The sequence below is a fragment of the Streptomyces sp. NPDC017056 genome (assembly GCF_044332485.1).
Lineage (GTDB): Bacteria > Actinomycetota > Actinomycetes > Streptomycetales > Streptomycetaceae > Streptomyces.
In genome coordinates this window covers 47,776-72,030 of record NZ_JBIRPD010000022.1, presented here as the reverse complement: position 1 = coordinate 72,030, position 24,255 = coordinate 47,776, and the positions used below count along the sequence as shown (strand labels likewise).

General features: G+C 67.6%; 25 protein-coding genes and 5 pseudogenes. 17 read left to right on the top strand and 13 right to left on the bottom strand.

The genetic code is table 11. The annotated features are described in order from the left end of the window. Positions 1–2: 2 nt before the first annotated feature. The 3 genes from ACH4OW_RS32060 to ACH4OW_RS32050 all read right to left on the bottom strand — a co-directional run bounded on the left by ACH4OW_RS32060 (position 3) and on the right by ACH4OW_RS32050 (position 3,070). Positions 3–902: a UbiA family prenyltransferase gene (locus ACH4OW_RS32060; RefSeq protein WP_360133980.1), complete on the bottom strand. Its 900-nt coding sequence runs from the start codon at positions 900–902 to the stop codon at positions 3–5. An 80-nt stretch (positions 903–982) separates the two neighbouring features. Then, the gene (locus ACH4OW_RS32055) at positions 983–2,050 is read right to left on the bottom strand and encodes a polyprenyl synthetase family protein (protein WP_360133982.1); all 1,068 of its coding nucleotides are present in this window, start codon (positions 2,048–2,050) and stop codon (positions 983–985) included. 546 nt (positions 2,051–2,596) lie between these two features. Next, entirely contained in the window at positions 2,597–3,070 is a 474-nt protein-coding gene (locus ACH4OW_RS32050) for a MarR family winged helix-turn-helix transcriptional regulator (protein WP_398031329.1), read from the bottom strand. 113 nt (positions 3,071–3,183) lie between these two features. Between ACH4OW_RS32050 and ACH4OW_RS32045 the strand changes: the two genes are divergently transcribed. The 10 genes and pseudogenes from ACH4OW_RS32045 to ACH4OW_RS32000 all read left to right on the top strand — a co-directional run bounded on the left by ACH4OW_RS32045 (position 3,184) and on the right by ACH4OW_RS32000 (position 10,038). Further along, on the top strand, positions 3,184–3,507 hold the full coding sequence (locus ACH4OW_RS32045) for a cupin domain-containing protein (protein ID WP_398031327.1): 324 nt from the start codon (positions 3,184–3,186) through the stop codon (positions 3,505–3,507). Between the two features lie 285 nt (positions 3,508–3,792). After that, the gene (locus ACH4OW_RS32040) at positions 3,793–4,809 is read left to right on the top strand and encodes a metallophosphoesterase family protein (RefSeq protein ID WP_398031326.1); all 1,017 of its coding nucleotides are present in this window, start codon (positions 3,793–3,795) and stop codon (positions 4,807–4,809) included. Positions 4,810–5,332: 523 nt separating this feature from the next. Next, positions 5,333–6,295 (top strand): hypothetical protein, encoded by a 963-nt coding sequence (locus tag ACH4OW_RS32035; RefSeq protein ID WP_398031324.1) that lies wholly within the window; start codon positions 5,333–5,335, stop codon positions 6,293–6,295. 107 nt (positions 6,296–6,402) lie between these two features. After that, positions 6,403–7,365: a GNAT family N-acetyltransferase gene (locus ACH4OW_RS32030; protein WP_398031323.1), complete on the top strand. Its 963-nt coding sequence runs from the start codon at positions 6,403–6,405 to the stop codon at positions 7,363–7,365. Positions 7,366–7,552: 187 nt separating this feature from the next. Further along, a complete protein-coding gene (locus ACH4OW_RS32025; protein ID WP_360133999.1) occupies positions 7,553–7,819 on the top strand; it encodes a hypothetical protein in 267 nt (88 codons plus the stop codon). Positions 7,820–8,179: 360 nt separating this feature from the next. Then, positions 8,180–8,455, top strand: a complete 276-nt coding sequence (locus tag ACH4OW_RS32020; RefSeq protein WP_398031321.1) for a hypothetical protein — start codon at positions 8,180–8,182, stop codon at positions 8,453–8,455. A gap of 50 nt (positions 8,456–8,505) precedes the next feature. Then, entirely contained in the window at positions 8,506–8,697 is a 192-nt protein-coding gene (locus tag ACH4OW_RS32015; RefSeq protein ID WP_360134155.1) for a hypothetical protein, read from the top strand. A 254-nt stretch (positions 8,698–8,951) separates the two neighbouring features. Then, positions 8,952–9,242 (top strand): zinc-ribbon domain-containing protein, encoded by a 291-nt coding sequence (locus tag ACH4OW_RS32010; protein ID WP_398031320.1) that lies wholly within the window; start codon positions 8,952–8,954, stop codon positions 9,240–9,242. Between the two features lie 104 nt (positions 9,243–9,346). Then, positions 9,347–9,445: pseudogene (locus ACH4OW_RS32005) on the top strand (zinc-ribbon domain-containing protein); the annotation flags it as partial. Positions 9,446–9,537: 92 nt separating this feature from the next. Continuing rightward, positions 9,538–10,038: a zinc-ribbon domain-containing protein gene (locus ACH4OW_RS32000; RefSeq protein WP_398031319.1), complete on the top strand. Its 501-nt coding sequence runs from the start codon at positions 9,538–9,540 to the stop codon at positions 10,036–10,038. A gap of 13 nt (positions 10,039–10,051) precedes the next feature. Here the strand turns inward: ACH4OW_RS32000 and ACH4OW_RS31995 are convergent, their stop codons facing one another. Both ACH4OW_RS31995 and ACH4OW_RS31990 read right to left on the bottom strand, forming a co-directional pair. Next, positions 10,052–10,801: an SDR family oxidoreductase gene (locus tag ACH4OW_RS31995; protein ID WP_398031318.1), complete on the bottom strand. Its 750-nt coding sequence runs from the start codon at positions 10,799–10,801 to the stop codon at positions 10,052–10,054. 84 nt (positions 10,802–10,885) lie between these two features. Continuing rightward, the gene (locus tag ACH4OW_RS31990; protein WP_398031317.1) at positions 10,886–11,308 is read right to left on the bottom strand and encodes a cupin domain-containing protein; all 423 of its coding nucleotides are present in this window, start codon (positions 11,306–11,308) and stop codon (positions 10,886–10,888) included. Between the two features lie 540 nt (positions 11,309–11,848). On the opposite strand from ACH4OW_RS31990, the gene ACH4OW_RS31985 reads away from it, so the two are divergent. Beyond that, positions 11,849–13,237, top strand: a complete 1,389-nt coding sequence (locus ACH4OW_RS31985; RefSeq protein WP_398031316.1) for a hypothetical protein — start codon at positions 11,849–11,851, stop codon at positions 13,235–13,237. A gap of 133 nt (positions 13,238–13,370) precedes the next feature. Here the strand turns inward: ACH4OW_RS31985 and ACH4OW_RS31980 are convergent, their stop codons facing one another. From ACH4OW_RS31980 to ACH4OW_RS31970, 3 genes are all read right to left on the bottom strand, one after another. Continuing rightward, on the bottom strand, positions 13,371–14,045 hold the full coding sequence (locus ACH4OW_RS31980; protein ID WP_398031315.1) for a formylglycine-generating enzyme family protein: 675 nt from the start codon (positions 14,043–14,045) through the stop codon (positions 13,371–13,373). 107 nt (positions 14,046–14,152) lie between these two features. Next, positions 14,153–14,866 (bottom strand): hypothetical protein, encoded by a 714-nt coding sequence (locus tag ACH4OW_RS31975; protein WP_398031314.1) that lies wholly within the window; start codon positions 14,864–14,866, stop codon positions 14,153–14,155. Positions 14,867–14,988: 122 nt separating this feature from the next. Then, complete coding sequence (locus ACH4OW_RS31970; RefSeq protein WP_398031435.1) at positions 14,989–15,183, bottom strand: hypothetical protein; 195 nt, start codon at positions 15,181–15,183, stop codon at positions 14,989–14,991. A 111-nt stretch (positions 15,184–15,294) separates the two neighbouring features. Here ACH4OW_RS31970 and ACH4OW_RS31965 point away from each other — a divergent pair, with 111 nt between their 5' ends. The 5 genes and pseudogenes from ACH4OW_RS31965 to ACH4OW_RS31945 all read left to right on the top strand — a co-directional run. Next, positions 15,295–15,651, top strand: coding sequence for a MerR family DNA-binding transcriptional regulator (locus ACH4OW_RS31965; RefSeq protein WP_398031426.1), 357 nt, complete (start codon positions 15,295–15,297; stop codon positions 15,649–15,651). Next, a pseudogene (locus ACH4OW_RS31960) lies at positions 15,566–15,936 on the top strand (signal peptidase I). The gene ACH4OW_RS31965 and the pseudogene ACH4OW_RS31960 overlap by 86 nt, the downstream one beginning before the upstream one ends. 82 nt (positions 15,937–16,018) lie before the next feature. After that, positions 16,019–16,909, top strand: coding sequence for a GNAT family N-acetyltransferase (locus tag ACH4OW_RS31955; RefSeq protein ID WP_398031313.1), 891 nt, complete (start codon positions 16,019–16,021; stop codon positions 16,907–16,909). Positions 16,910–17,199: 290 nt separating this feature from the next. After that, positions 17,200–18,014: pseudogene (locus tag ACH4OW_RS31950) on the top strand (methyltransferase domain-containing protein). Positions 18,015–18,034: 20 nt separating this feature from the next. Beyond that, a pseudogene (locus ACH4OW_RS31945) lies at positions 18,035–18,284 on the top strand (ISKra4 family transposase); the annotation flags it as partial. Between the two features lie 73 nt (positions 18,285–18,357). Here the strand turns inward: ACH4OW_RS31945 and ACH4OW_RS31940 are convergent. Together ACH4OW_RS31940 and ACH4OW_RS31935 are read right to left on the bottom strand one after the other, a co-directional pair. Continuing rightward, complete coding sequence (locus tag ACH4OW_RS31940) at positions 18,358–18,747, bottom strand: cupin (protein WP_398031312.1); 390 nt, start codon at positions 18,745–18,747, stop codon at positions 18,358–18,360. Positions 18,748–18,906: 159 nt separating this feature from the next. Then, positions 18,907–20,237, bottom strand: a pseudogene (locus tag ACH4OW_RS31935) (amidase). Positions 20,238–20,923: 686 nt separating this feature from the next. Between ACH4OW_RS31935 and ACH4OW_RS31930 the strand changes: the two are divergent. Next, complete coding sequence (locus tag ACH4OW_RS31930) at positions 20,924–21,145, top strand: helix-turn-helix domain-containing protein (RefSeq protein ID WP_398031310.1); 222 nt, start codon at positions 20,924–20,926, stop codon at positions 21,143–21,145. 179 nt (positions 21,146–21,324) lie between these two features. Here the strand turns inward: ACH4OW_RS31930 and ACH4OW_RS31925 are convergent, their stop codons facing one another. The 3 genes from ACH4OW_RS31925 to ACH4OW_RS31915 all read right to left on the bottom strand — a co-directional run bounded on the left by ACH4OW_RS31925 (position 21,325) and on the right by ACH4OW_RS31915 (position 24,201). Beyond that, complete coding sequence (locus ACH4OW_RS31925; protein WP_398031309.1) at positions 21,325–21,678, bottom strand: ArsR/SmtB family transcription factor; 354 nt, start codon at positions 21,676–21,678, stop codon at positions 21,325–21,327. Between the two features lie 73 nt (positions 21,679–21,751). Then, positions 21,752–23,104: an MFS transporter gene (locus ACH4OW_RS31920; protein ID WP_398031307.1), complete on the bottom strand. Its 1,353-nt coding sequence runs from the start codon at positions 23,102–23,104 to the stop codon at positions 21,752–21,754. A 374-nt stretch (positions 23,105–23,478) separates the two neighbouring features. Next, positions 23,479–24,201, bottom strand: a complete 723-nt coding sequence (locus tag ACH4OW_RS31915) for a PhzF family phenazine biosynthesis protein (protein WP_398031305.1) — start codon at positions 24,199–24,201, stop codon at positions 23,479–23,481. Positions 24,202–24,255: the final 54 nt, after the last annotated feature.

Genomic DNA, 24,255 nt, shown 5'->3' with positions numbered 1-24,255 from the left:
CGTCAGCGAAGTGTGTAGATCGAAGCGGCGAGGGCGAGGGTGTACCACTGTTCCACCAGGCGGTAGCTGCGCTGATCGTGCTCGGGGCCGTGCAGGAGCAGCACCCGGGCGGCCAGCAGCAGGCTCAGACCGCACAGGAACACGTCGGTGGTGACCAGCCACCAGTGCGGGCCGGCGGGCGCCATCAGGAAGGAGTGGATGAACACGGGGCCGACGGCGAAGCCGGCGCACAGGAAGATCCGGGTGGGCAGCTCGCCGAAGACCAGGGGCATGGTGGAGCGGCGGACCGCGCGGTCGCCGTGCATGTCACGCAGGTCCTGGACGGACATGAGGAAGGTCACCGTGATCGTCAGCGTCCAGATCCAGCGCCAGGCGTCGGGCGTGAGCACGGTGACGATCTCCCACGCGGCGGCCAACTGGGCGATGACCCCGATCCCGGCGTACAGATTCCTGCCCAGCCAGTGGCGGCCCCAGCCGTACTCGTGCTGGAGCAGCGAGAGGATCTGCCACATGAGTGCCCACTTCAAGACGCCCAGGCAGTAGCCGTACGCGGGGAAGGCGATGCGTACGGCCATCAGCCGCAGCCGCGCGCCCCGGACGGTGCTCTCGCCGGTGACCAGGGGCCGGAAGGGCTTGTTGAGGCGGTCCTCCTCGACGCCGACCAGTTGGTTGGCGAGGGTGTGCTCGTAGATGAACAGCCAGAAGTACACCGCGCCGAGCGCCACGGTGACCGCCGTCTCGCGCGGGCTCAGCCGCGCGTGGACGGCGGCCGCCGCGACGAAACAGGTGCCGGGGAAGACCGTGGTCCAGCGGTCGACGCGAATGAACAGCCAGCTCAGGCGGATCTCCCGCCAGACGGTTTGCAGCAGCGCCGCGGGGGCGCTCGTCGTCATGGTCGTCATTGCTCGGTTCCGTACTCCTCGGGCCGGCGGGTCACGGTCCGCTCATCTCTTCGTGCCGTTCGGTGGACGGCCCCTCGGGCTCAGGCCGTCCGGTGGACGGCCGTCTCCGCGACAGCCTTGAGAGTGCGGACCGCGCCGTGCGCGAGGGGCGCCGCCGACAGCGCGTCCAGGGCCTGCCGGTACCTTTCCTCGATCATCCGCTCGACCGCGGCGCGGGCCCCGGTGCTCGTGAGGATGTCGCGGACCTCGGCGGCTTCCCGTTCCCCCAGTTGGGGGTCGCCGATGAGCGTGCGCAGGCGGGCGGCCTGGGCGGGAGCGGCGGCGCGCAGGGCGTGGGCGATGAGGCTGGTGCATTTGCCCTCGCGCAGATCGTCCAGATGCGACTTGCCCATCACTTCCGGGTCACCGAACACCCCGAGCACGTCGTCCCGCAGCTGGAACGCTTCGCCGAGGGGCACACCGTAGGCACTGCAGGCGTCCATGACCCGCTGCCCCGCACCGGCGAGCGCGGCCCCCACCTGCAAGGGGCGTTCGACGGTGTACTTGGCCGTCTTGTAGCGGACCACGGTCAGCGTCGTCTCGATGCTCACATCGAGGTCGCTGGTGGTGAGCAGGTCCAGGTGCTGCCCTGCGATCAGCTCGCTCCGCGCCATGTCGACGCAGCGCAGCACGGCGACGCGCCGGGCGTCCGGCATGGGCGTGGTGTGCAGCAGTTCGTCGGACCAGACAAGGGCGAGGTCGCCCACGAGAATGGCTCCGCTGATACCGAACCACTCCGCCAGCGACGGCAGGTGATGGTGTTTGGTCAGCAGCCGGTGGACCGTGGGGCGGCCGCGGCGGCTGTCGGCCGCGTCCATGATGTCGTCGTGAATCAGGGCGCAAGCGTGCGCCAATTCGATCGAGGCGGCCAGTCTCAGGGCCGGCGCGGGATCTCCCTGCCCTCCTGCGGCGTGCCAGCCGGTCACGCTCAGCAGTGGGCGGATCCGCTTGCCCCCGTCGAGGAAGTCACGCAGCAGAAGGGCGAGAGCCGAGTGGCCGGGCACCGAAGCGGTGTGGGCCTTTTCCGTGAGGAACGCACACAGAAGGTCGTCGATGGCTGCGCGTGGAGCGAAGAAGTCGGACTCGGCCGTCAGCGTTTCAGCATTCATGGCAAGAGCGCGCCCCAGCCCCGGAAGCTGCCCCGTACTGCCCGGTGAAACGGAGTTCCCCGAAGGGCGTGCCGTCGGCCGCTGGGCCGTACGCGGGGGAGACGGCCCCGTAAGCCGTCGCCGGGCCGTCCGGCCAAAGCCGGTGCCGGTGTGCGGGACTGCGGCGGGTGTCGCCCGGCGAGGCCGGTGTCCTACGGACGGGTTCGTTGACCATTCGTCCGATCCTTCGGTTGGCGCCCGCACCTTTTGTAGGAGAGGGCAGGCGGAAGTGGATTTGAACCGAAGTTACGCTGATTCGCCATCCATGTCCATTTATTGAGGGCTTGTGGGAAGTGTTAATTTAATTAGCATATGGGTGTATTGATGCATGGGGCGGTTTATCCGACTGGTCGGTGTTTTTATGCGACCCGTTGGGGGAGCCTCGGACGAGAAGAAGCGACGCCCCCTGAAACCGGCTCGCATGGAGGCGAAACCAGCTCGCGGCAAGGCGAATTCGGCGGGCCGACATATATCCGCGCCTCAAATGCGCGATCCCCGTCCGGCCCGCTAAGAGCCGCCGAACCAGCCCGGCACGTCAAGCAGGAACGGCTCGGCGGAGGTCATCTTGCGAAGGTCGCCCTCCAGAGCGCGAAGGCGGTCCTCGCCGAGAACTTCGGCCCAGTTGGCCCGCAGGCGGTCGAAGATGCGCGCCGACCGGTCCAGGCAATCCGTGCCGCGATCCGTGAGCCGTACGGTCTTGCGCCGCGCGTCACGCGGATCCGTGCCGCGCTCCACATAGCCGAGGCGCTCCAGTGCGTCGATCGTCTTGCCGGCGGCTTGTTTGGACACGCCGAGCCGGCGGCCGAGCTCGGCGGCGGTGGTGCCGGCCGGGCCGATCGCCTGGAAGACGAAGCCGTGCATCGGTCGGACGTCGGCATGTCCTTGACGTGCCAGTTCGTCGTGGAGGTCGTCGATGAGCGTGCGGAAGGCCAGGAACAGGCGCAGTGGCAGCTCGAATCCGGGGGAGGGGTCACTTGACATGATGGACAACCAGGTTCACTATCTCGACAACCACGTTGTCGAGTTTAGGGGTTCCCGCGATGCCTGTCATCCGCCGCGCCGAGAGTCGCCGTACCGAAACACCCAACGCCGTCATGACCACACTCGCCTCGCCGACCCTGGGCGGCGCCGGGCACGCCGTATGGCGCGTCGACATGCAGCCCGGTGCCAGGGGACCGCTCCACACCTTCGACGCCGAGCAGGTGTGGACCGTTGTGGGCGGCCGCGCAACCGTCGAACTCGACGACGAGCAACTCCTCGTGGAACCGGGGGACACCCTCGTCATGCCTGCCGCGGTGCCACGGCGCGTCAGCGCCGACCCACAGGAAGGCTTCGCCGCCATCGTCGCCGCCACGCCGGGCGCATCCGCGTCTGTTCCCGGCAGCGCCGACAAAACTGTGCCGCCCTGGACCGTATAGGCAGGACGCCACCGGGCCGTCCAGCCCGACGAAAGGGCGCACACCGCCCGCGCGGCCGCAACATCGACTCCCGCCCAAGGCGCGCGCCCAACCGGCAGGTTGCCGTCTCCCCGTACTACTTCCCGTGCTGCTTCCCGTCCTCCTCCACGCGTCTGTTCACACCTTGCACATGCACGTGCCCACTCGACGTAGGACTGAGTGCACCCGGCGCAGGTGATGTTCACCAAGGGCACTGTGCCAACTGCACAGCGACAGCCCATACGCCTCACGGACACGGAGTCGCACATGGACCGCAGATCCCTGCTCGCCGCCGGCGGAGGCGCTTTGGCAGCCACCGCCGGCTCCTCGCAGGCCCACGCCACCCCGGCCGGGGCCCTGGGGCGGGGGCGCGGCCGGGATACCGTACGGTTCAACGTCATCAGCGACATCCAAGGAGACCTGCGCGACTTCGGCCGGGCCCTGGACGACATGGCGGCCGTCAACCCGCACAGCGCCGGGCTCGCCGTCGCGGGCGACATCACACCGCGCGGCTACGACGCCGAATACGCGCAGGTCAGCACGGAACTGGAACGCCACTCCCACCCGCGCGACGTGGCCTGGGCGATCGGCAACCACGAGTTCTACGTGCCGAAGTGGCGTAACCCCGACACGCTGTCGCAAGACACCTGGCCCAACAACACCACCGAGGATTCACTCTTCCGCAGCTTCTACCGCTTCGCCAAGCGCGGCACGGTCCACGCGGAGACCTCCTTCGGCGGCATCCCGGTCCTCACCCTCGGCACCGAGCGGTACGCGCACTACCACGACGCCAAGCTCTGGGACGAGGTCTGGATCAGCGAGGCGCAGTTCACCTGGCTGGAGAACCGCCTCTGGTACTGGTCACGCCGCCGCAAGCCGGTCATGGTGATCACCCACCACCCCCTCCCCAACACGGTCTCCGGCACCCGCAACAAGCTCTACGCCGGCGACTACCTCCAGGCCGACCGCCTCTTGAGTCTGCTCGGCCGGCACCCCGACGTCTTCCTCTTCTCCGGCCACACCCACTGGGACCTGGAACTCTCCGACTGGGTGGTGCGCCGCGTCGTGCCGGGCACCGCGAATCTCAACGGGTTCACCGTGGTCAACACGGGCGCGATCCAGACGGGTTACCGGGACGACGGCAAGGGCGGCGAAGTCGCCGTAGGAGGAGCCTTCAACCAAGGACTACAGGTCGAGGTGCACCAGGACGCGGTCGTCATCAAGGCCCGCGACTTCGCCCGCCGCGCCTGGCTGAAGGAAATCACCGTACCGCTGTCCCGCTGATTTCCGGCCCGAGTGCTTTCCCGTACGGATGGTGAAGGGCGCTCTTGTACGGGCCGTTGCAGGCAACTTTGTACGGGCCGTTGCCGCCAGAGCCCGGTGTTCGTGGTGATCACGCGTGTCGTATACCGGCGGTTGTCGTTAAGCGCATGGGCAGTTTCCCCGAATAGCGCGCCGTCGACACAAAGGATTCGTGATGCGTCCGTCCCGTGCCACAGCCCTCTGCGGGCTACTCCTCGCCCTTGCGCTGCCTCAGAGCGCGGCGGTGGCCTCCAGCGGCCAATTCGTGTGGGAAGGCCCCGATCGGCAGACCTACTCCGTAGAGAACCCACCGGACAAGAGGTGCCTCGCCATGAACCAGGAGGCCCGCGCACCACGCAACGAGACGAACCGTCCGCTCACCGTCTACACCCGAAAAGGCTGCAAAGGAAAGAGCCGCCGCCTCGCTCCCGGACAGGTGTCACCGCGTAGCGTCGTCTTCAAGAGCGTAAGGTTCAATACGCGCTGAGAAACTAGAAACGGCGCGATGGCCGGCCGGCTGTCCGACCAGTCAACTGCCCGGCCGGTCAACTGGTCAGCTGGCTATCGCGAAGGTGCCGACAAAGAAGACCATGTAGAGCACCACGGCCGCAACCGCGACGCCCACCACAAGAAGAACAGCTTTTATTACGTTCTCTGCGGCGCGGTGGTCGCGGGCGGTCCCCGTGGGGCCTTGGCGGTGACTCTCGTGTCCAGTCATGAAGCCATCCTGCTGCTCATGGCTGCCGGCGGGCCATCCGTAGATGTACTCATCCGCGACGGCCATGTCCTCAGGGCCCCTGCCCGGGACAGCCCGGAGGCAGCCCGAACGCAGGTCGTGAGCAGCGCGCAGGAAGCCCACGAGGCGGCCGGGACGGCGACCGACTCACAGGCTGGTTCCACGGGCTCCCGGCTGACAGACTCCGGGATCATGGCTAACAGTGCACTGTGGGTCGGCATACTGACCGCGCTGACCGCGCTCGCATCCAGCTATCTCACCGGACGGGCGACCTTGCGCGCAGGGCTGGCCCAGGCCCGAACAGCCGCAACTGCACAGGCTCTTCGTGAACAACGTGACCGACGCCGGTCCGCCTACCGGGAGATGATGAACTGCGTTCACGCGTTCAATGTCGTCACCTGGCAGATCCTTGAGGCCGACGCGGCGCGCGACCGTGAAAGCAAGGACCGGATCCTGACGCGGATGTACGAGGACATCGGCCCGGCCGTCGGGGACATGAACAGGGCGAACCACGAGGTCCGGCTCGACGGCCCTGCCGAAGTCTCCGCCGAGGCGGAGCGGGTGCGACAACTGGCGCGTCACCTGCAACCTCTGCTCAAGGCACTCATCGGTGACGGCAGTCCCGACCGGCGGCGCGACTATGACGATGCCTACCGACAGTTCCGGGAAGCCTACGTCACGTTCATCGGCTTGGCGCGAGAGGCGCTGGAAATCAGGGATGAGGGTAGGTAGCCCTCACATAAGCCCCGTGAGATGGAAACGCACCGACCACGCCACTACCAACACCGATACCACCGCCACCCCCGTCACCGACACCTATACCGACTGAGAGGCAGGACATGCACGACGTACGCCGGGCCCGTACAGCCGACTACCCCACGCTCGTGGAGTGCATACAACAGTGGTGGGGCGACTCCCGGACCCCGGAACAGGCGCGCGAGCTATCGCTGCTGCTGCCACGGCTGTTCCTGCAACACTTCGCGAGCACCAGCCTGGTGTTGGAGGACGAAACGGGGATCCGCGCGTTCCTCGTGGGCTTCCACTCCGCCGACCACCCGCACGAAGCGTATATCCACTTCGTCGGAGTGGACCCGAAGCTGCGCAAGCAGGGAGTGGCCCGCCGCCTTTACACCGCCTTCTTCGAACGCGCCGCAGCGGCCGGCCGCAGCGAGGTGCGTGCCATCACCTCGCCGCAGAACACCGGATCCATCGCTTTTCACCGTGCCATGGGCTTCGAGCTGGATGCGGGGGACCGGGAAATTGACGGCCTGCCGACACACAGTGACTACGACGGACCAGGCCAGGAACGGGTGGCCTTTCGTAAGAAACTCGGCGCGCCACAGGTCCGCACATTGGAACCCTTCACCACGCGCGCGGCTGTACCGCAGGACTTCGACTCCCTCGTCGCGGTGGTCGACGACTGGTGGGGCCGCGCTGCCTCCCGCGACCTGACCCGAGTGTTCGTGAACCACTTCTACGACACCAGCCTGATAGCCGAGCGCGACGGCGAGCTGGCGGGCTTCGTCATAGGCTTCCTTTCCCCGTCCGTCCCGGAGGAGGCGTACATTCACTTCACCGGAGTTGCCCCCGCGTGGCGGCGCAGCGGCTTGGGCCGCTTCCTGTACGACCGGTTCTTCGACATGGCGCGCGCGAACGGCCGGACGGTCGTCAAGGCGATCACCTCACCCCAGAACGACCGCTCCATCGCCTTCCACAGCGCCCTTGGCTTCACCCCCTCCGCCCCGATCGCCGACTACGACGGCCCCTCGTTGGACCGGGTAACCTTCCGGCGCGAACTCTGAGTCGCCCTCCGGCGCCCGGCACCCCGGGCGTGCGCCGTCCTTGCGTAACAGCGGCAGCACCAGCGAGCGGAAGGCTCCGGCCCGTTCCAAACAGGCGCCCTTCGGATCATCACTGTGGGTGATCGTGGGGCTGGGGTCGAGCGGGCTAGGGTCGCCTCCACCGCAAGAACATCGAGGGGGAGCGTCCATGGTGAAGAAGATGTTGCGAGTCGCCTGTGTAGCCACGCTGACCTGCATGGGGTTCGCCCTGCCGTCGGCAGCGACGGCCGCGCCACGGGCGTCCGAGCCCGCCCACCGGGCAATGGTTGCCGCCCCTACTGCGGTCTACGGCCCTTATGCGAGCTATGAAGTCTGCTGGGTTGCCGGAAACCAGGGGCAGCAGGCGGGCCAGTGGCAGTCGTTCTTCTGCGCACAGAACGGCACGACCTCGTGGTGGCTGTTCACCACCCCGTAGCTCACGGGGTACGGAATGCTCGCCGGGCGGCACCGCCGCCCGGACGGGCCAGCTGACAGAGCCCCCGATGCGACCATCGGCGGGCTCTGCCTGCACTTCCGGCTACGGCATCGTCCTCCCCGCCCCACCACCCGCAGGCAACACCCCTGTAGAGCACGACCCCACATCCGAACCTTCCTTCCCGGGGTGCCGAGCCCGCGGTGTCGAGGGCTCTACATAACCAGCACTCCCACTCGCCGGTCGTTCGTAGCGGGTGGTCGTCCAGAGGCCCCGAAGCGGCCCCGGGAGATGAACCTTCCGCGAAGACGGGCCTTGGCCTGGGGTGGCGGCGTACCGTACTGGGCTGGAAGGAGGCCTACTGTGGACGCCACCCTCAAGACCGTCATCGACGGTGAGATCGTGGAGCTGCCCGGCACCATCGCGGCCATCCGCGCCCGCTTGGACGACGACCGGGCCGCCCAGTTCGACCGCGACATCGAGCACGTCGCCGCCACCGAGCTCCCCACCGCTTTGGTGCGCTGGGCCTTGGCCGGCACCAACGCCGAAAAAGAGGACGAGGAGCTTTTCGAGCGCCTGGCCCGCGACGAGGACATCGGTGCCACCGACGCCGGCACACCCGGTTCGGAGGTGGCGTGAGCCACTACCGACTCCAGTACGCCCCGCCCGCCGACCAGGCCTGCCGCGCCATGCCACACGCGTTACGGGTCGCCTTCGACGCCGGGATGCAGCGCCTGGCCGCCGACTCGTACGGGCACGGTTCCACCGCCGTCAAAGCCGACGAGGACCGGCGCGAGGCCGTCGTCAGCGGTGTGGTGGTCCGCTACTACGTCAGTGCCACGGTACTGACGGTCACCGTCGTCCGCCTCGTCTACACCTGACAGCTGCGCAGTGAGGCTCAACACCCTGCCCCCCGCAGCCTCGTCCGGGCCGGCCACCTCATGTGGCAGGGCACAGCGCAGGATGGCGCCGAATTCGGAGCCGGGGCTGCGTGTGGCGTGGCGGGGCTTCGACGCCGAGTTCGGCTGCCTGCTCAGCCGTCCAACTCGGTACGGCACAGGCGTCGTCGTCCAGGCCAGCCAGGAACCGGCCCTCTGGGGCCAGCCGGTAGCCCACCGAGATCACCGCCCGCCAGGTGGGGCGTGGCTCGGCGTATCGTGCCTGGTCCCAGTGCCCCGAGTGTGGCCGAGACTTCGAGATGACCGTCTTCAACCGCGTCCGACGCAGTGGTTGCTCCTTTCCCAGGATTGCCGCGGAGCTTGTTCCGGAACTCGACGAGGGCCTGGCCGCAGTGCAGGTGAGCGCGCACTCAAGGCGCCGCCTGCGGTGGACGTGTAGCAGGTGCGGACGTACCTGGTCTGCCGTCGTCTCCAACGGGACCCGCTCGCACCAGGACCAGCCCGGCTGTCCCCTCATGCAGAACTGAGCTGTACCTCTCCATGCCTGGCCCCGGAGAGACGTGCACCGACCTGTACCCGAAGCTAGCTTGTTGCGGAGCGTGCCCCGGACCCCCCTTTCACGCTCGGATAGGTGAAGGTAGGGAGCCAGCAGCGCGCCACCTGGATCTGCCGCACGCGCCAACACCGCTGGGAGTGCTCCGTAGCGCAGCGCGCCAGCCGGGGCACCGACTGTCCTGCCTGTGCAAAGGCCACTCAGAGCGAGCGTGGCACGGGGCCGCGCAGACCACGGGGCACCGTTGACTGGCCTCGCCCGCGTCCCGATTGGGTGGGCGAGGTTGCCGGGAGCGCGCCAACAAGAAGGCCGGGACCGACAACAAATTCGCAGTCCCGTGCCCGGGCATCGCCCGAGGCCGGGACTGCGCCAACAACCCCGACACCCCGCTCGATATCGTGCCCGGTTCGAGCCACTCGCGCTGGTGGCACTGTCCCCTGGGCCATAAAATGCGTCAGCGGGTCGCGCAGCGGGTGAAGTACGGCTGCTCGAAGTGCGTGCTTGCGCAGTCCTCGGCACAGGAGATCGAACCCGGACTGGTAGCCCAATGGCACGATGCGAACCCCAAAGGCCCGCATGAGATGACCCCGGGCAGCGGTTACCGCGCCTTGCGAATTCGCAAGCATCGTCACGTATGGCAGGCCCAGGTACGCCAGGGCTCCATTACGCCCGGCGCCGCAAGGGTGCCAGGCCGCAAGACCGTGCCTTCGAGCCGACGCCACGGGGACCAAACACCTCCGCTGCGCTTGGCCGATGCCCTGCGCAAGTAGGTGCTGCCACTGCTCAAGCAGAGTGGAGCAGCCAGTCGTCGAAGCGGGTAGCGGCCAGTCGGGCGCGGCCCTCGTCGGGGACGAGGCTGCGCTCCGTCAGCTCGGAGCCGAAGTAGAGGGCGTGCGGGTCGGCGACGACCGTGCGTGGGTCTTTCCACGCGCGCAACGCCTCGGCGAGGAGTTCGTCGAAGCGGAACAACTGAGGTCCAGCCACCTCCGTGATGCCTCCCAGCGGTGCCTCCGCAGCCGTTCTGGCTACCGCTTCGGCCACATCGTCGGCCGCCATCGGCTGGAAAAATACGGGCGGGACGCGCACGGTGTCGCCGTCGGTGGCGGTGTCGGCGATGCCTTTGACGAACTCGAAGAACTGCGTTGCCCGGACGATCGAGTAGGGGATCGGCCCTTGTCTGACCAGGCGCTCCTGAGCCACTTTCGCCTGGAAGTATCCGTTGTCGGGCAGCCCGTCGATGCCGACGATAGACAGTGCCAGGTGGTGCGTCACCCCCGCCGCTTCTTCGGCGGCCAGCAGGTTGCGTGTGGATGTGGTGAAAAAATTCAGTACCGCCTCCTCCTCGAAGGAGGGGGAGTTTGTCACGTCCACGACCACCCGGGCTCCGGCCAGCGCGGTGGCGAGACCTTCGCCGGTAAGGGTGTCTACGCCCGTGCTGGGTGCGGCCGGCGCCGCCTCATGCCCAAGGTCGTTGAGATTGGCGACCACTTTCCTGCCGATGAGGCCGGTTCCTCCGATGACCACGATCTTCACGTTGCGCACTCCTTGCTTCGATCGCTGCGACAGCTCCCATGGCGGTTTGATGCCCACACTTGCTGATCTATCGGCGAGAACGCGTCAGGTCGGCCGGGGCGCACGCAGATGCGCGCGCCGCTTGAGCTCATCGTCGTCGACCAGGACGAGCATGGGCTGTCCCGGCACGCAGTGCATGGTGACGAGAAAGCGCAGGGGAGCGTCGGTGCGGGCGTTGCCGTCCTGGTAGTGAATGACGTCCCCGCCAGGCTCCCAGAACGTCTCCCCGGTTCGGACGATGCGCTGCGGTTCGCCTTCCAACTCGAAGCGCATCTCACCCTCCAGTACGTACCCGAAGGCCGGACCGGAGTGGCGGTGCGGCGGGGTACCCGGGTCGCCAGACGGGTACTCGATCTGGACAGTCATCACGTGCGCGCCCTCCGGAATGACGGGCGGGGCGACCTCCTGCAGCACAGTGAGCGCGGTCTTCCATACCTCTGAGCGCGGCTGCTCGTGTGTGTCGGTCATGGTGGGCCTCCGCTTCTGCGTCGGATTCGGTCCTGTAGCCGATGTCGGTGCAGTCACACTCCTGGCACATACTCCTGACACATAGGGGAACGCACCCCTGCCGGTAGGTCTGGCGCCAACCCTTCAAGAGCCACGACTGGCGGACCTTGGCGCTCAGCCTGATGGCTCGCGGGGCATCTCGAAGAGGAGGCCCATTGTTCAGAGCCTCCAGCCTGCTCGGTGAGGGCCCTGCTCGGTGAGCGCCGATCCGGACACGTCCTCGACATAACACTGCGCTGGAGGCGGGCAGCCAGGGAGCCGGTCCCTCGTGCAAGTGGCCCACCTCGGTACTCACAGGCAGTCGTCGGTTAAAGGCCGGGCCGACGTGGCTCCGTCGGACTGACAGAGACTCGCGGATGGAACATCACCTGGCCTGGTCTGGCCTGGCACAGGTACTACTCGCCCTGCGTCCCCCCTCAGACGCCGACTACCCCTGACAGAAAGTACAACTGTTACAACCATTTGGCATCCCTGCCAGTCCGATCACGTATGAAGGGAACTATGGCAAGTACGCGGGGGCAGCGCCTGGTCGGGGCCGGGGCGGCGGCTCTGCTGTTGGCGCTGGGCACGGTGGTGGCGGTCGGTGGCACTACGCCGGTGGCCGCCGTCGGCGGCGGGGCACAGCAGGCCACGAGTGCGCAGTTGCAGGCCGAGCACATGATGAACACGTACTACATACCGAAGTATCAAGCGTCGGCTCCCGACGCAGGTCCAACCGAGTATCAGGTCAGCCTCAAGGCGACCGGACATTCAGCCGACGGTGAGCCGTTGACGGTCAAGAACGTCAAGGTGAATATCGACCTTGCCGCCTTCAAGGGCAAGGTGCGCGTCGTCTGGGAGAACACGGGTTACGGCTGCAAACGCTCGGGCTCCCTGATGACCTGCGCGCTGGGAGACATCGACTCGGGTGCGCTTTTCACCCCGTTCCGCCTGACGCCGGAGCCGGGTGCGACGCTGGGCCCCGCCGGGGACATGAACATTACCGTGACCAGCGCCAACGCTCCCACCATCCGGCACACCACCCACATCGTCATGGGGGCGCCGGTCCTGACCGCACGGCAGAACCAGCCGCTGGCCGGGGTAGAGCCCGGCTCCGCATTGCGGCTGACGCCCGCTTTCGGCAACAAGGGCGACACGGCGATCGACGACAGCTTCTTCGTTTTGCTGTCGACGGAGGAAGCGACGCTGCGCAGGCAGTACAGCAATTGCCGCTACGACAAGGCCGTATCTCCCACCAAGGCGCTGTGCGAGCTGCCCGGTCCGCTGCCGGCCGGGGCGGCGTACGAGACCGACGGGTCGTTGACGGCCGTGGTCGACAAGACGGCGATGTACGGCAAGGTCTTCTACTCCGTGCTCCGGGCGCACGACCCCCTCAACAACACGCTGTTGCCCGCCTCGGCACCGCGCGGCACCGGGGGGCCGCTGGGCTTGCGTCCTGTTGACGGCAGCGGGGACGATTTCATTTCGTCACCGTCTTGGAAGGCGGAGATGTCCAGCAGCAACCTCACGTTCAGCACGAACCAGATCAACGACGTACAGGCCATCGGATTCGCCATCAAGGGCAAGGTCGGCCAGGTGGTCGAAACGCAGGTGCCCTCCCCGCGGAATTACGATGGAGGCGTGCTGCGGCTGCAGTTGCCCGAAGGCGTCAGCTTGGTGCCGGTGAAGCTCGGAGACCACCCGAGCGAAATCTCCTACTGCTGGTACGCCGAGCAGGGAAATGGCTTGGTGCACTGCGCCGGACGTCTCGACGGCAGTTCCTGGCTGCGGGCCCGTATCGACAAGCGCGTAGAGGGTGCCCAGGGAAGCATCTCCGCTACGTCCGATCCGGAGATCGACCCCAATCAGGAGAACAACACCGCGCCGGTGAAGGTGGAATACCTCGGCTGATACCCGAAGCCGAGGGCGCGCATACCCACGTTACGGCTTGAGGCGTTATGCGCTGCACCTAAAGGGTAGTCATGAGACGTTGTCTCCCGGCCAGCGGGAGGCAACGCCTCAACTACCTAGTCCCACTCCCGTTCTAGGCAGCCTCAAGGGAACGTGCGATGCGGAAACCCACGTCGTCGACTTGGAACGTCGGGTGACTGCGGCGCCGCGCGGAAGCCCGGCAGCTCCAGTGCTCGTCGAACCAGCCACCGCCGCGCAGCACTCTGTAGTCACCGTAGACCTCGGCATCGTAGATGTCCCAGCACCAGTCCCAGCTGTTGCCGAGCATGTCGTGGAGGCCCCACGGATTGGGGCGCTTGCCGCCCACAGCGTGGATTCGCTCGTGCGAGTTGCCTCGATACCAAGCGATCTCGTCGAGCGCCCCGTAGTGCGCTCCGGTCGTACCGGCATGGCAGGCATGTTCCCACTCGGCTTCGGTCGGCAGCCGGTAACCGTCGGCGGATGCATCCCACTCGATACCTTCGTCGTCGGCAGTGCGGTGGTATGCGGGCGCGTACCCGTCACGTTGGGAAAGGGCATTGCAGAAGCGGACCGCATCCCACCAAGAAACGCTCTCGACAGGCAGTGTGTCTCCCCGGGCGGTGCTCGGCTGCTGCCCGGTGACCTGCGCGTACAGTGCCTGGGTCACCGGAAACGCCGCGAGTTCGTAGGGCTCCAGATCAACGGACCAGCTGTGTTTCGTCCGCCGGTCGGACAGTGTTACCCGCCCGGGCGGGATGGCGATCATCTCTTCTGCGCTCATATCCATGAGTGAATGATCGTAGCGGCACCGCGCAGCGCCCGAGGCTGTCGCCCTCCATCGCGGGCCGCGGCCCCGTACTGCCTGGTCGGTGGTAGTCAAACGAGTCCGGCAGGTCACTTGCGGCGGGGCACCGTGAAGTAGTGGTACGCGGTCGAGCCCCAGTGGTCGAAGCTGAGGGACAGGACAGTTCCATAGCGGGCTCGCGCGGCCGTCATGCTCATCGCGGTCTTCGGGACGGTCGAGCAGCGTTGGTAGATTCCGTCGGATCCGGCCTCGGGACACGGCGTGGGATCTTCGATCCGGTAGTGGAGTGGCAGATCCGGCCGGTCCCAGTCCATCCGCAGCCCTGGGGCTTCGAGTTGCGGTTCGGACATCAGGCTGCCGTCCGGGAACCGTCCGTGATCACGATGGTAGGTGAGCGCGTACGTTATGGTGCCGGCCGCGTGCGGCAGGTCGTGCCCCTCATCGTCCTGCAAACCCCAGGCCGCGATGTTGGCTGCGCGGACGCGGGGCAGAACGTCGGTGATGTCTCCCCGGACGCCGAAATAGACGTCAGCCTGCATGCTGCACGTCAGGGCGTACGGTGACCGGTTGCTCTCGAACACCGACCCGTTGTAGGGCTTGGCACAGGAGTCAGCGAAGCGCGTGAGCACGTGCTCCAGGCCCTCCACAGCGGTCAGTCGCTCGATCAGGGTGCGTATCTTCTGCTCCTCCACCTCCCTACGAGAGTTCGCTACGGGCGAGGTGGCCTGCGCCCGCAGCTTCTCCTCCGAAGGCTCGCGCGAGCACGCCGCAGTCAGCCCCACCAGGGCGAATGCCAGCAGCAACCCACCTGCCTGAATGCACCGCCTGCGAACTCTGCACAACGAAGCCCTCACGGCCTCCTTCATCCCGCACCTCCGCCCCCACCTTTCGAGAAGGCGAGGGCTGAGCGCATGAGTACACATACTCAACTTCCCTCCGTTGGCAGGGCAAAGGCGGCGCGAAAGACCGGGGCGATCGACGCAGACTTGCTGCTCGCGGTTGCGGTCCGTTTTCGACGGCCTGTGACGCCCGGCTGCCGACCGGCAAGACAGGGCGCCGAGCCTTGGTACGAACTTTGCGGGACCTTCTTGATGAACACGATCTCAACGACGAAAGCCACGCACAGCTCCTCAACGACCAGCAAACCCTGCAAGCCGTGGAGAGCGCCATCCGTGATGTGGGGCCGCCCGCCGGAGCGTCCGAGCCCGAGGTGCTTACCGGACCCGACGGCATGTTCATCGGGTCACTGGCAGACAAGCTCGGCATCCGGCCCGCGACGCTACGCGCATGGAAGCGCGCCGGGCTGGTACGCCCGCGTCGCGACCGGAAGACCGGATACCAACGTGAGGGTGAAAGAGCCTTGAGCAGTCAGTGCCGAGGCAGCCTCCCCAGGCCAGACACACCCGTTTGGGCCTTGGTGACACAGTCTCTACGCCGTCGCCCGTCGCCCGTCGCGAAGGCGGTGACTCGCCTTCCGCCGGCAGTTGCTAGCGTCCGAGGACATGAACGACGGCGTCTATGTAGGCAATGCGGGCAAAGATGCGGTGCTGGACAAGGGGTGGTTGCTCGGGCATTTCAAGGATGCTGACGATCCTCGCTACAGCGGGACGGTAGAGATCAAGTGGGGTGTCCATCCGCGAGGCGATGAGCGAAGTCAATGGGTGACAGGCGAGCAACGAACGGCTCTTCTAGTACTCATCAAGGGACGCTTTCGCGTTGAGCTTCCCGACCGCAGTGTTCTGCTGGAAGAGCAGGGTGATTATGTGGTGTGGGGCGTGGGATCGACCATTCATGGACAGCGGGGGAGGAGTCCGTGGTCTTGACGGTGCGATGGCCGTCCCTACCTGGGTATGCAGTGGTGCAGGGGGATTAGGTGCGGTATCGGAAGTGAGTGGCCCGCCGTTGCGAATCCGGAGCCCTAGCCGCAGCACTCGTTACTTGACTAAAGTCAGAGAATGGATGCTGTGCAGATCAGTCAAGTGCGGCAGTTCAACCGCACCGTCACCGAACGCGTGGGAGTGCTCCACGACCGCTACCTCGGCCGCGACCGGCCCATCGGCGAGGCCAGGCTTCTGTGGGAGGTCGGGGCGCAGGGCCAGGACGTACGGCAGTTGCGTGAGCGCCTGGGTCTGGACTCCGGTTACGTGAGCCGGCTGCTCCGCTCCCTGGAAGCCGACGGCCTGGTAACGGTGGAACCTCACCCTCAGGACCGACGGGTGCGCACCGTCCGGCTCACGGATGCGGGACGCGTGGAGCACGCGATGCTTGACGATCGCAGTGACGAGTTGGCCAGCTCTCTGTTGGAGCCGCTTAACACCGCCCAACGTGCCCGGCTCGTCGCGGCCATGGCCGAGGTCGACCGGCTGCTGACCGCCACGACGGTCGCGCTGGACGTCGTAGACCCGGCGCACCCCGACGCTCAGTACTGTCTGAGGTCGTACTTCGCCGAGCTGCACGAGCGGTTCGAGTCCGGTTTCGACCCTGCTCAGAGCCTGTTGCCTGACGCGGGCGAACTCCGACCGCCGAGCGGTCTGTTCCTGGTTGCCCGGCTGCACGGCGAGCCCGTTGGTTGCGCTGGTCTGAAGCTGCCGGCCGGTGCAGCGGCCGAGATCAAACGCATGTGGGTGGCTCCCCACACTCGAAGGCTCGGCCTCGGTCGCCGACTGCTGGCCGACCTGGAGGGGCGGGCCGCCCGTCACGGCTGTGGCGTACTCCGCTTGGACACCAACAAAGCTCTCAGCGGCGCGATCAGCCTGTACCGCTCCTACGGCTTTCAGCAGGTCACAGCCTTCAACAACGAGCCGTACGCCCACCACTGGTTCGAGAAGCGCATCACCACAACATAAGGACTCTTCGCGGCGAAACCGGGGTCATTCGGATGCCGAGCGGCCACGGATCGCGTCAGTAATGCGCCATGCAGATGCGTGGCCCGCAGCTTTCGGAAGGCGGGAGGCCCAGCTATGGCCTGACGGGGATTCCTCACGAGTCGGGCGACGGCGGGGGTGTTCAGTTCGCGCCGAAGCCCCGAAGGGGCCCTATCGCGGGTGTCGGGCTATCGCAGGTGTCGAGCCTTCGCCTGGCCGCGGGGCATGCGCGATGCGTGCGCGGTGTTGCGGGCGGGTGCGATGATCGGGCCATGACACGGGGCACGCGAGAGACTGCTGGCGAGGGGTACCTTCTGGACAATCGGCAGGCCGAGGCGGGGGAGCGGTTCACCGCGCTGTCGGAGCTGTTCGACCCGTCGACGTTCCGGCACTTCGATACGGTCGGGGTCGGGGGTGGATGGCGGTGTTGGGAGGTCGGCGCCGGAGGCCCCACCGTTCCGGCCTGGCTGGCTGAGCGTGTCGGCCCAGCCGGGCACGTGGTGGCCACCGACATCGACACCTCCTGGATGCGAAAGGGGGCAGGCTTCGAGGTGCTGCGCCACGATGTGGCCACCGATGCGCCGCCGACCGGAGGGCCGTTCGACCTGATCCATGCCCGGCTCGTGCTGGTCCACGTCGCCGACCGCGACAAGGCTTTGCGGTCCATGGTCGAAGCGCTTCGCCCCGGTGGGTGGCTGGTGCTGGAGGATGGCGACCCCGCGTTGCAGCCGCTGATTTGCCCCGACGAGTGCGGGGCTGAGCAAGAGCTGGCCAACAGGCTGCGCAGCGGCTTTCGCGAGTTGCTGCGGCAGCGTGGCGCGGACCTGTCGTATGGGCGCAAGCTGCCGCGGTTGCTTCGCGAGGCAGGGTTGGTTGACGTCGAGGCCGATGCCTACTTCCCGATCAGCTCGCCCGCCTGCACCGTGCTGGAGAAAGCCACCGTCCACCAGGTCCGCGACAGGCTCGTTGCTGCGGGGCTGGCCACTGACGAAGAGATTGACCGTCACCTGGCCAACGTTGCCGCGGGCGGTCTCGACTGGCAATCTCGCCGATGATTTCCGCGTGGGGCCGCCGCCCGGCGGCCTGAGCCGAACCGGCCGTATCGGCCTGGTGGCCGCCAGGAGGGAAGCCGTCGAGGTCTGCTGGCTAACTGACCGGCCACCTCAAACAAGTCTGTGACCGCCTCGGTATCGCCGGCGCACGCTGGGGGCTCCACGGGGCCGAAGTTGCCCTTCAAGTCCGCGCAACACTGATCATGAACGGCGACTTCGAAGACGGCTGGACGTTCCGCACAGTCCGCGAACATCAACGCCTCTACCCCAGCACCAACCAGCGGGACTGCGCCCTCACTGCTTGATCCCAACCGCCACCCGGGCCAGAGCCATCCGCGCCCGAGCCTGCTGATCGCTCTGGTCCGTCCGTCGAGTTCGTCAGGCTTCGGTCCGCTTCTCCAGGCGGCTGCCGCGCTGCACGGTGACGGACATGATGTCGCTGGGGGCGCCCAGGACGATGCGGTGCCATCGCCCGCGCGGCACAACAACTGCTGTCCCGGCGGTCAGCTTGATCTGTTCCTCTTCGTCTCCCGGCTGCTGCGGGCGCAAGCAGAGGCGTATCCCGCCGGTGAGGCAGGAGACGACTTCGTCCGCGGCGGTGTGGACTTCCCAGTGGTCGCCGTGGACGTCGGCGTCGGTCTCCACATGGAAGGTCATCACCTGCCAGCCGTCCCGCTCAGGGGCGAAGACCGGCTGCTCGGCGCGGGCCTCGCCGCCTTGCCGAAGACGGATGCAGGAAGCGTAGAGATCGATCGGAGTAACGGTCATGCCGGAACTTCCCTTCTGCGAGCAGCCTGTTCTGGGCTGGGCTCGCTGGTGGGTCTGTCGTGGGCGTGCATGAGTCGTGGTGCGGCCCGCGGCCGTGAGTCGTACGGTGCAAGGCCAGGCCTGCGGGCGCGCATGCCCCTGCCGAAGTCCTTGAATGTGTCAGCTGACGGCCGGTCGGCGGTTTACCCAGGGCAGTTCGTGTTCGAGCGTGCGCGACACCTGCAGCAGCAGGTCCTCGCGCCAGGGCCCGGCGACGAGTTGGACGCCGACGGGCAGACCGGTGGCGGCATCGTGGTGGACAGGCAGTGAAACCGCCGGCTGGCCGGTCACGTTAAACAGCGAGGTGAATACGGCCAGCGGATAGCTCTTCCGCAGGGGCGTCAGCGGGTCGTCGCCGCTGTCCGTGCGCCAGAAACCGATGGGCGGGGGCAGGCACGCCATCGTGGGCGTGACGAGTAGATCAAAACTGTCGACGAATGCTTCGACGACGCGCCGCGACAGGCGCTGGGTGCGTTGCAGAGCCTCCGCATAGGCCCAGGAGTCGACGGCGCGTGCCGCCTCGCGCAGAGCCCGATTGTGCGGCTCCACGCGGCTCGGGTCGGCCAGCGGAAAGCCCGCGGCGGCGACGTTCCAGATCGTCGTGAACGCAGAGATCAACTCGTCTGTCGGCGGCAGCGGTAGGGGCACATCGACAACGTGATGGCCCGCGGCTTCCAGAGCCCGTAAAGTCGTGTCGACTGCCGCCAGACACGCCGGGTCCACGCCCATGCTAGCGATCGGAGGCTTGACGAGCACTCCAATCCGCAACCCGGTCGGCGGGGCCGTCGTGAGCGCGTCCGCGAACGGGCGTCGCGGGGCCGGCGGTGACCACCACGCAGCGGGATCATGACGGGCAAGTACGTCCAGGGCGGCCGCCGAGTCGGCCACCGTACGGGTGAGCACACCGCTGGTGGCCATGCCCTCACAGCCGACGGTCGCGTCCGGGACCAGGCCGCGGGTGGGCTTGAGCCCGACGAGACCGTTGCACGACGCGGGGACCCGGATCGAGCCGCCACCGTCGGCGGCATGCGCGATCGGCGCCATGCCGGACGCGACTGCGGCGCCCGCACCGCTCGAAGAACCGCCCGGCGAGCGGTCCGGTCCCACGGGTTGCGGGTAATACCGAGAGCCCCGCTTTCGGTGAACGACACGGAGCCGAACTCGGAGAGGGTGGTTTTCCCGAGCAGTACGAAGCCTGCGTCCGTGAATCGGCGAACCACCGGGTCCGACGCCGCGACCGGTGTCGGGTCGGCGCCGGCACTTCCGTAGGTTGTGGGCCAACCGGCCACGTCCAGGTAGTCCTTTACCGGGAGTGGCACGCCGTGGAACGGCGGCAGGTCGTCGGGCGACGCGGCGCGTACTACCGCGTCGGCCGCCGCTGCTGCGGCTATGCGGACGTCGTGGTCGGCACGGTGGCAGAACGCGTTGAGCTGGGGATCCAGCTCATCCATCCGTTCCAGGTAGCTGTCGGCCACCTCGACTGGGCTCACCTCCTTGCGGCGAATGGCCACGGCGAGCTCGACGGCCGATGTGAACGGGTCGATCGAGTAGCGTGTCACAAGCAGTCCCTTCCTGGGTAGTTGGCGGAACGTCAGTGTTGCCGCCCGGACGAGGGCGCGTCTTGTACGAATGTCGCGTCGACTCGTGAATCCAGAGGAGTTGACCCGTAGCCTGAAACTACGCGATCTGCCGGGGGAACTGCTGAGGTTGCCGCGAGGTGGGACATCAACACTTGGACATGACCCGGCCGGCTGCCGGGGGTCGTCGGGTCGTCATGGACGGATTCCGCGATCGCAGCACGGATTCCCTGACCTCCAGGTGATCCCCTACCCGGCTGTCACACTGGCCGTCGGCTTGAGGGACGGGCTGATCATCGACAGCGTCCGTGGCCGACAGCAGCGCGGCGGCGTCTTCGGCCTCGTGCCCGGCAGCGTTCGCGTGCGCGGCCGAACACCGAATGCCTGCAGATACGGTTGTCACCAGTGATCGCGCATGCGGTACTGGGCGCCTCTCTGGAGCCGGGCGGAGAGATGGTCGCCCTCGACGCGCTCTGGGGCCGGGGCGCCACACAAACCCGTTGACCCGGAAGACGCCTACGCCTGGCTGCAAATGAAGATCAGCCGAGGGGCAGATCCGCGTGGAGCCGTTGGCAGCGGAGGTCGGATGGAGCCGCAAGCGGCTGTGGGCACGGCTCCGCTACCAGATCGGCCTCACACCCAGGTGCGCAGCGCAACTGGTCCGCTTCGACCCCGCGGCCCACCGCCTCGCCGCGTGTCTCAGCCCCGGCTCGGTCGCAGCGGAGAGCGGCTACGCCGACCAGTCCCACCTGCACCGGGACGTCATGACCTTTACGGGATGACTGTACGTGCTGGCTGGGCGGCGAGGGGAGGAGCTGGCGTGACTGGCGTGGGGGACATCGACCCGGCAGCCGAGCTGGGCCTGCCGTAGGCCAGGGGGAGTTGATAGGCGGGCCCCGAACTCCTGCTGGCCCCAGCGACGACGTCCGATTCGGTAGGTGCAGACTCCGCTGCCCCCTGATCAGTCGTGCGGAGGTAGATGTTTGATTTGGTGGTCGGCGACGCTGAGTGCCTCGGCGACCAGGCGTTTGAGGTGGCCGTGCTGGAGGCGGTAGACGACGCGGCGGCCGTCTTTGCGGGTGGCGACCAGTCCGGCCAGGCGGAGTTTGGCCAGGTGCTGGCTGACCGAGGGGCGGGCGGCACCGCTTCGGGCGGTCAGGGTGGCGACGTCTGCCTCGCCCTCGGTGAGCTGTTGGAGAAGGGCCAACCGGGTACGGTCGGCGAGCAGCGCCAGTACGGCCGCGGCAGTCTGCAGCCGCTCGTCGTCCTGTTGTTGCGCGGGGTGCGCAGTTGCGGCGTGCACGCGTGTGCTCATGCGCACATGGTAGACGTCCCCGACTTGCCCGCCCCGGTACGAGGGGAGTTCAGTCGGGGGCAACCCGCGCCGGTCAGCGGTGATGCAGGTCGTCGATGACGTAGTCGTGTGCGTGCCGCCATCCTTCGCCTGCCCGGTGGGCGCCGATCAGGTGTGGGTGTCCGTGGTCCAGGGCGGTGTGGACGTGGGTGAGGCGCTGGGGGTCTGCGGCGGGCCACAGGCGCCAGCCGGCGAGTGCTGCCCCAAGAGCCACCGCGCCAAGGGCGAGGGCGGCAACGGGCAGGCCGGCGATGGTGCCGAGTGATCCGGCGAGCGGGTAAGTCAGAAGCCAGCAGCCGTGGGAGAGGGAGAACTGGGCGGCGAAGGCGGCGTTGAGGGTGTCGGGGGCGGCCGAGCGGCGCACCAGGCGGCCGGTGGGGGTCGTGATCAGAGACTCCGTGGCGCCGAAGGCGGCCCAGGCAGTCAGCAGTGCCGGCCATGCCCAGCCGCCGGGCGCGAACCGGGTGGCGGCGGCCAGGGCGAGGAGCAGGCCCGCGGAGGTGAAGGCGGCGGGCAGCATCAGCGCACGGTCACTGGTACGGGTGAGGAGGCGGGGTAACAGGAGGGCAGTGAGGATGGAGCCGGCGCCGTAGGCACTCAGGGCCAGCGGTACGTCCGAGGTGGCGCGGCTTAGGTGGTCGCGTACGTAGACGATCGTGTTGACCATCACCATCGCGCCGCCCGCGGCCACCGCCAGGGTCAGCGCGAGCAGGGCGCGCAGGCGCGGGGTGGTCAGGAACAACCGAGTCCCTTGGGTGGCCCGACGCAGGAACCCTGGATCGCCGCTCGCCAGGCCGTCGTACGCCGGGCCTCGGGAGGCCGTGGGGAGGGCAGCCGACAAGACCAGGGCGGCGGAGGCGAGGAAGCCGGCCGCAGTGCCTGTGAAGAGCCAGTCGTAGGTGATCCAGGACAGCAGCGCGGCGGCCAGAACCGGGGAGCAGAGCATTTCCAGGTCGTACGCCAGGCGTGAGAGCGACAGGGCCTGGATGTAGTCCTCCTCGGCGGGCAATACCTCGGGGATCAGGGTTTGGAAGGTGGGCGTGAAGCTGGCCGAGGCTGCCTGTAGCGCGAAAATCAGGACGTAGATTTGCCAGACATCCGTGATGAATGGCAGGCCGCACGCCACCGACGCGCGGATCAGGTCGGCGCCCACCAGCAGCGGTCGGGGTGGCAGCCGGTGCGCGAGCGCGCTGATGACCGGCGCGAGTCCGACGTACGCCGCCATCTTGATCGCCAGGGCCGTACCCAGTACCGAACCGGCGGCCGGGCCGGCGATGTCGTAGGCGAGCAGGCTCAGAGCCACCGTCGCAAGCCCGGTCCCGACCAGCGCGACCACCTGAGCGGTGAACAGACGACGGTACGTGCGATGACGCAGTACGGACAGCATGCACACCCTCCCGCCCATCCGAACGCGCGGCCACACTCACCACTCACCATAGAAACAAGTGCGCACGAATGCACGTGATGACGAAGCCACGCTGCCCGGACACAGCTGCTACGGCGGGGCGATCCTCGCTTCGGGTGGCGAAACCTTGGAGGTGCCCCCTCGTGACGCGTCATCGCAGAGGCCCCACGTGCTGATGAGTCGCCGTACGGCGCCGATGAGATCCGTACGTTGCGGTTCCTCCCGGAGCGTTTGGTGGCCGCTTCGGGCACATGGCCGTAGAGGAACTATGCACCTTGAGTTGCGTGCCCGTGCCTGGCGGTACTGCACGTAGGGAAGGGCACGGGGCGCCTCAGGCTCGGGGCCGGCCCGAGTGCTCAGACCCGTGCATAGGCACGCTCCACCTCGGCAGTCACCTCCTCGTCGGGCGTCCGTACCACGCACCGGCCGCCGAGTTCGACCAGCCCATCACCGGCCGGGGAGGTGTGTATGACCGAGCCCTGGCCGTGCAGGACCCGCAGCGGGCGCGCGTGCTGGAGGGTGAGCAGCATCGATGCGCTGCCGCACGCCTCGTCCTCGCCCTTTCCGATCCGCGGGGCCCACAGCCGCGCGCGGACCTCGCCGGCGTCCTCGTCCGTCCAGGCCCAGACCTGCGTGAAGTCCTCCCCGTCCGGCAGCTCGGTCAGCGCCTCGATCTCCGCGGCGGACGCCATCCGCAGATGGCGCCACGGCTTGGACCAGGCAGCGGGGGCGGTCAGCCAGCAGATGCCTTCCGTATCGCGCCGGCAGGCCACCGGCCCGGCCTCTGGGACGATCTCGTCGACCGTATGCCCCAGGTGGTGGAGGGCTTCGAGTGTGCCGAGCACAGGGTGGCCCCCGAACCGGATCGGCAGCCCGTACGAACCGTGAATGGCGATCGACGTGCGTCGTGCGGGTGGAGAGCGGACGAAGGCGACTGCGGGGATGCCGAGCCGGTCGGCCAACTGCTGCCGTTGGTCCTGGGGGAGCCCGCCGCCGTCCGGTTCAATCACTACGAGTACGGGGTTACCGAACTCCCCGCCGTCATCGACGAAAGCGTGTGCCAGTAAGCAGTCCACCATAGCTGTCTCCTCGTGCGTCGATAAGATCGTGCGTCCTGGCCGAGCATGCCGCAT

Bases quoted from the DNA above. Each gene is read 5' to 3' on its own strand.
- ACH4OW_RS32060 (WP_360133980.1), bottom strand. From the start codon at position 902: ATGACGACCATGACGACGAGCGCCCCCGCGGCGCTGCTGCAAACCGTC.
- ACH4OW_RS32055 (WP_360133982.1), bottom strand. From the start codon at position 2,050: ATGAATGCTGAAACGCTGACGGCCGAGTCCGACTTCTTCGCTCCACGC.
- ACH4OW_RS32050 (WP_398031329.1), bottom strand. From the start codon at position 3,070: ATGTCAAGTGACCCCTCCCCCGGATTCGAGCTGCCACTGCGCCTGTTC.
- ACH4OW_RS32045 (WP_398031327.1), top strand. From the start codon at position 3,184: ATGACCACACTCGCCTCGCCGACCCTGGGCGGCGCCGGGCACGCCGTA.
- ACH4OW_RS32040 (WP_398031326.1), top strand. From the start codon at position 3,793: ATGGACCGCAGATCCCTGCTCGCCGCCGGCGGAGGCGCTTTGGCAGCC.
- ACH4OW_RS32035 (WP_398031324.1), top strand. From the start codon at position 5,333: ATGGCCGGCCGGCTGTCCGACCAGTCAACTGCCCGGCCGGTCAACTGG.
- ACH4OW_RS32030 (WP_398031323.1), top strand. From the start codon at position 6,403: ATGCACGACGTACGCCGGGCCCGTACAGCCGACTACCCCACGCTCGTG.
- ACH4OW_RS32025 (WP_360133999.1), top strand. From the start codon at position 7,553: ATGGTGAAGAAGATGTTGCGAGTCGCCTGTGTAGCCACGCTGACCTGC.
- ACH4OW_RS32015 (WP_360134155.1), top strand. From the start codon at position 8,506: ATGCCACACGCGTTACGGGTCGCCTTCGACGCCGGGATGCAGCGCCTG.
- ACH4OW_RS31990 (WP_398031317.1), bottom strand. From the start codon at position 11,308: ATGACCGACACACACGAGCAGCCGCGCTCAGAGGTATGGAAGACCGCG.
- ACH4OW_RS31985 (WP_398031316.1), top strand. From the start codon at position 11,849: ATGGCAAGTACGCGGGGGCAGCGCCTGGTCGGGGCCGGGGCGGCGGCT.
- ACH4OW_RS31980 (WP_398031315.1), bottom strand. From the start codon at position 14,045: ATGGATATGAGCGCAGAAGAGATGATCGCCATCCCGCCCGGGCGGGTA.
- ACH4OW_RS31965 (WP_398031426.1), top strand. From the start codon at position 15,295: ATGTTCATCGGGTCACTGGCAGACAAGCTCGGCATCCGGCCCGCGACG.
- ACH4OW_RS31955 (WP_398031313.1), top strand. From the start codon at position 16,019: ATGGATGCTGTGCAGATCAGTCAAGTGCGGCAGTTCAACCGCACCGTC.
- ACH4OW_RS31940 (WP_398031312.1), bottom strand. From the start codon at position 18,747: ATGACCGTTACTCCGATCGATCTCTACGCTTCCTGCATCCGTCTTCGG.
- ACH4OW_RS31925 (WP_398031309.1), bottom strand. From the start codon at position 21,678: ATGAGCACACGCGTGCACGCCGCAACTGCGCACCCCGCGCAACAACAG.
- ACH4OW_RS31920 (WP_398031307.1), bottom strand. From the start codon at position 23,104: ATGCTGTCCGTACTGCGTCATCGCACGTACCGTCGTCTGTTCACCGCT.
- ACH4OW_RS31915 (WP_398031305.1), bottom strand. From the start codon at position 24,201: ATGGTGGACTGCTTACTGGCACACGCTTTCGTCGATGACGGCGGGGAG.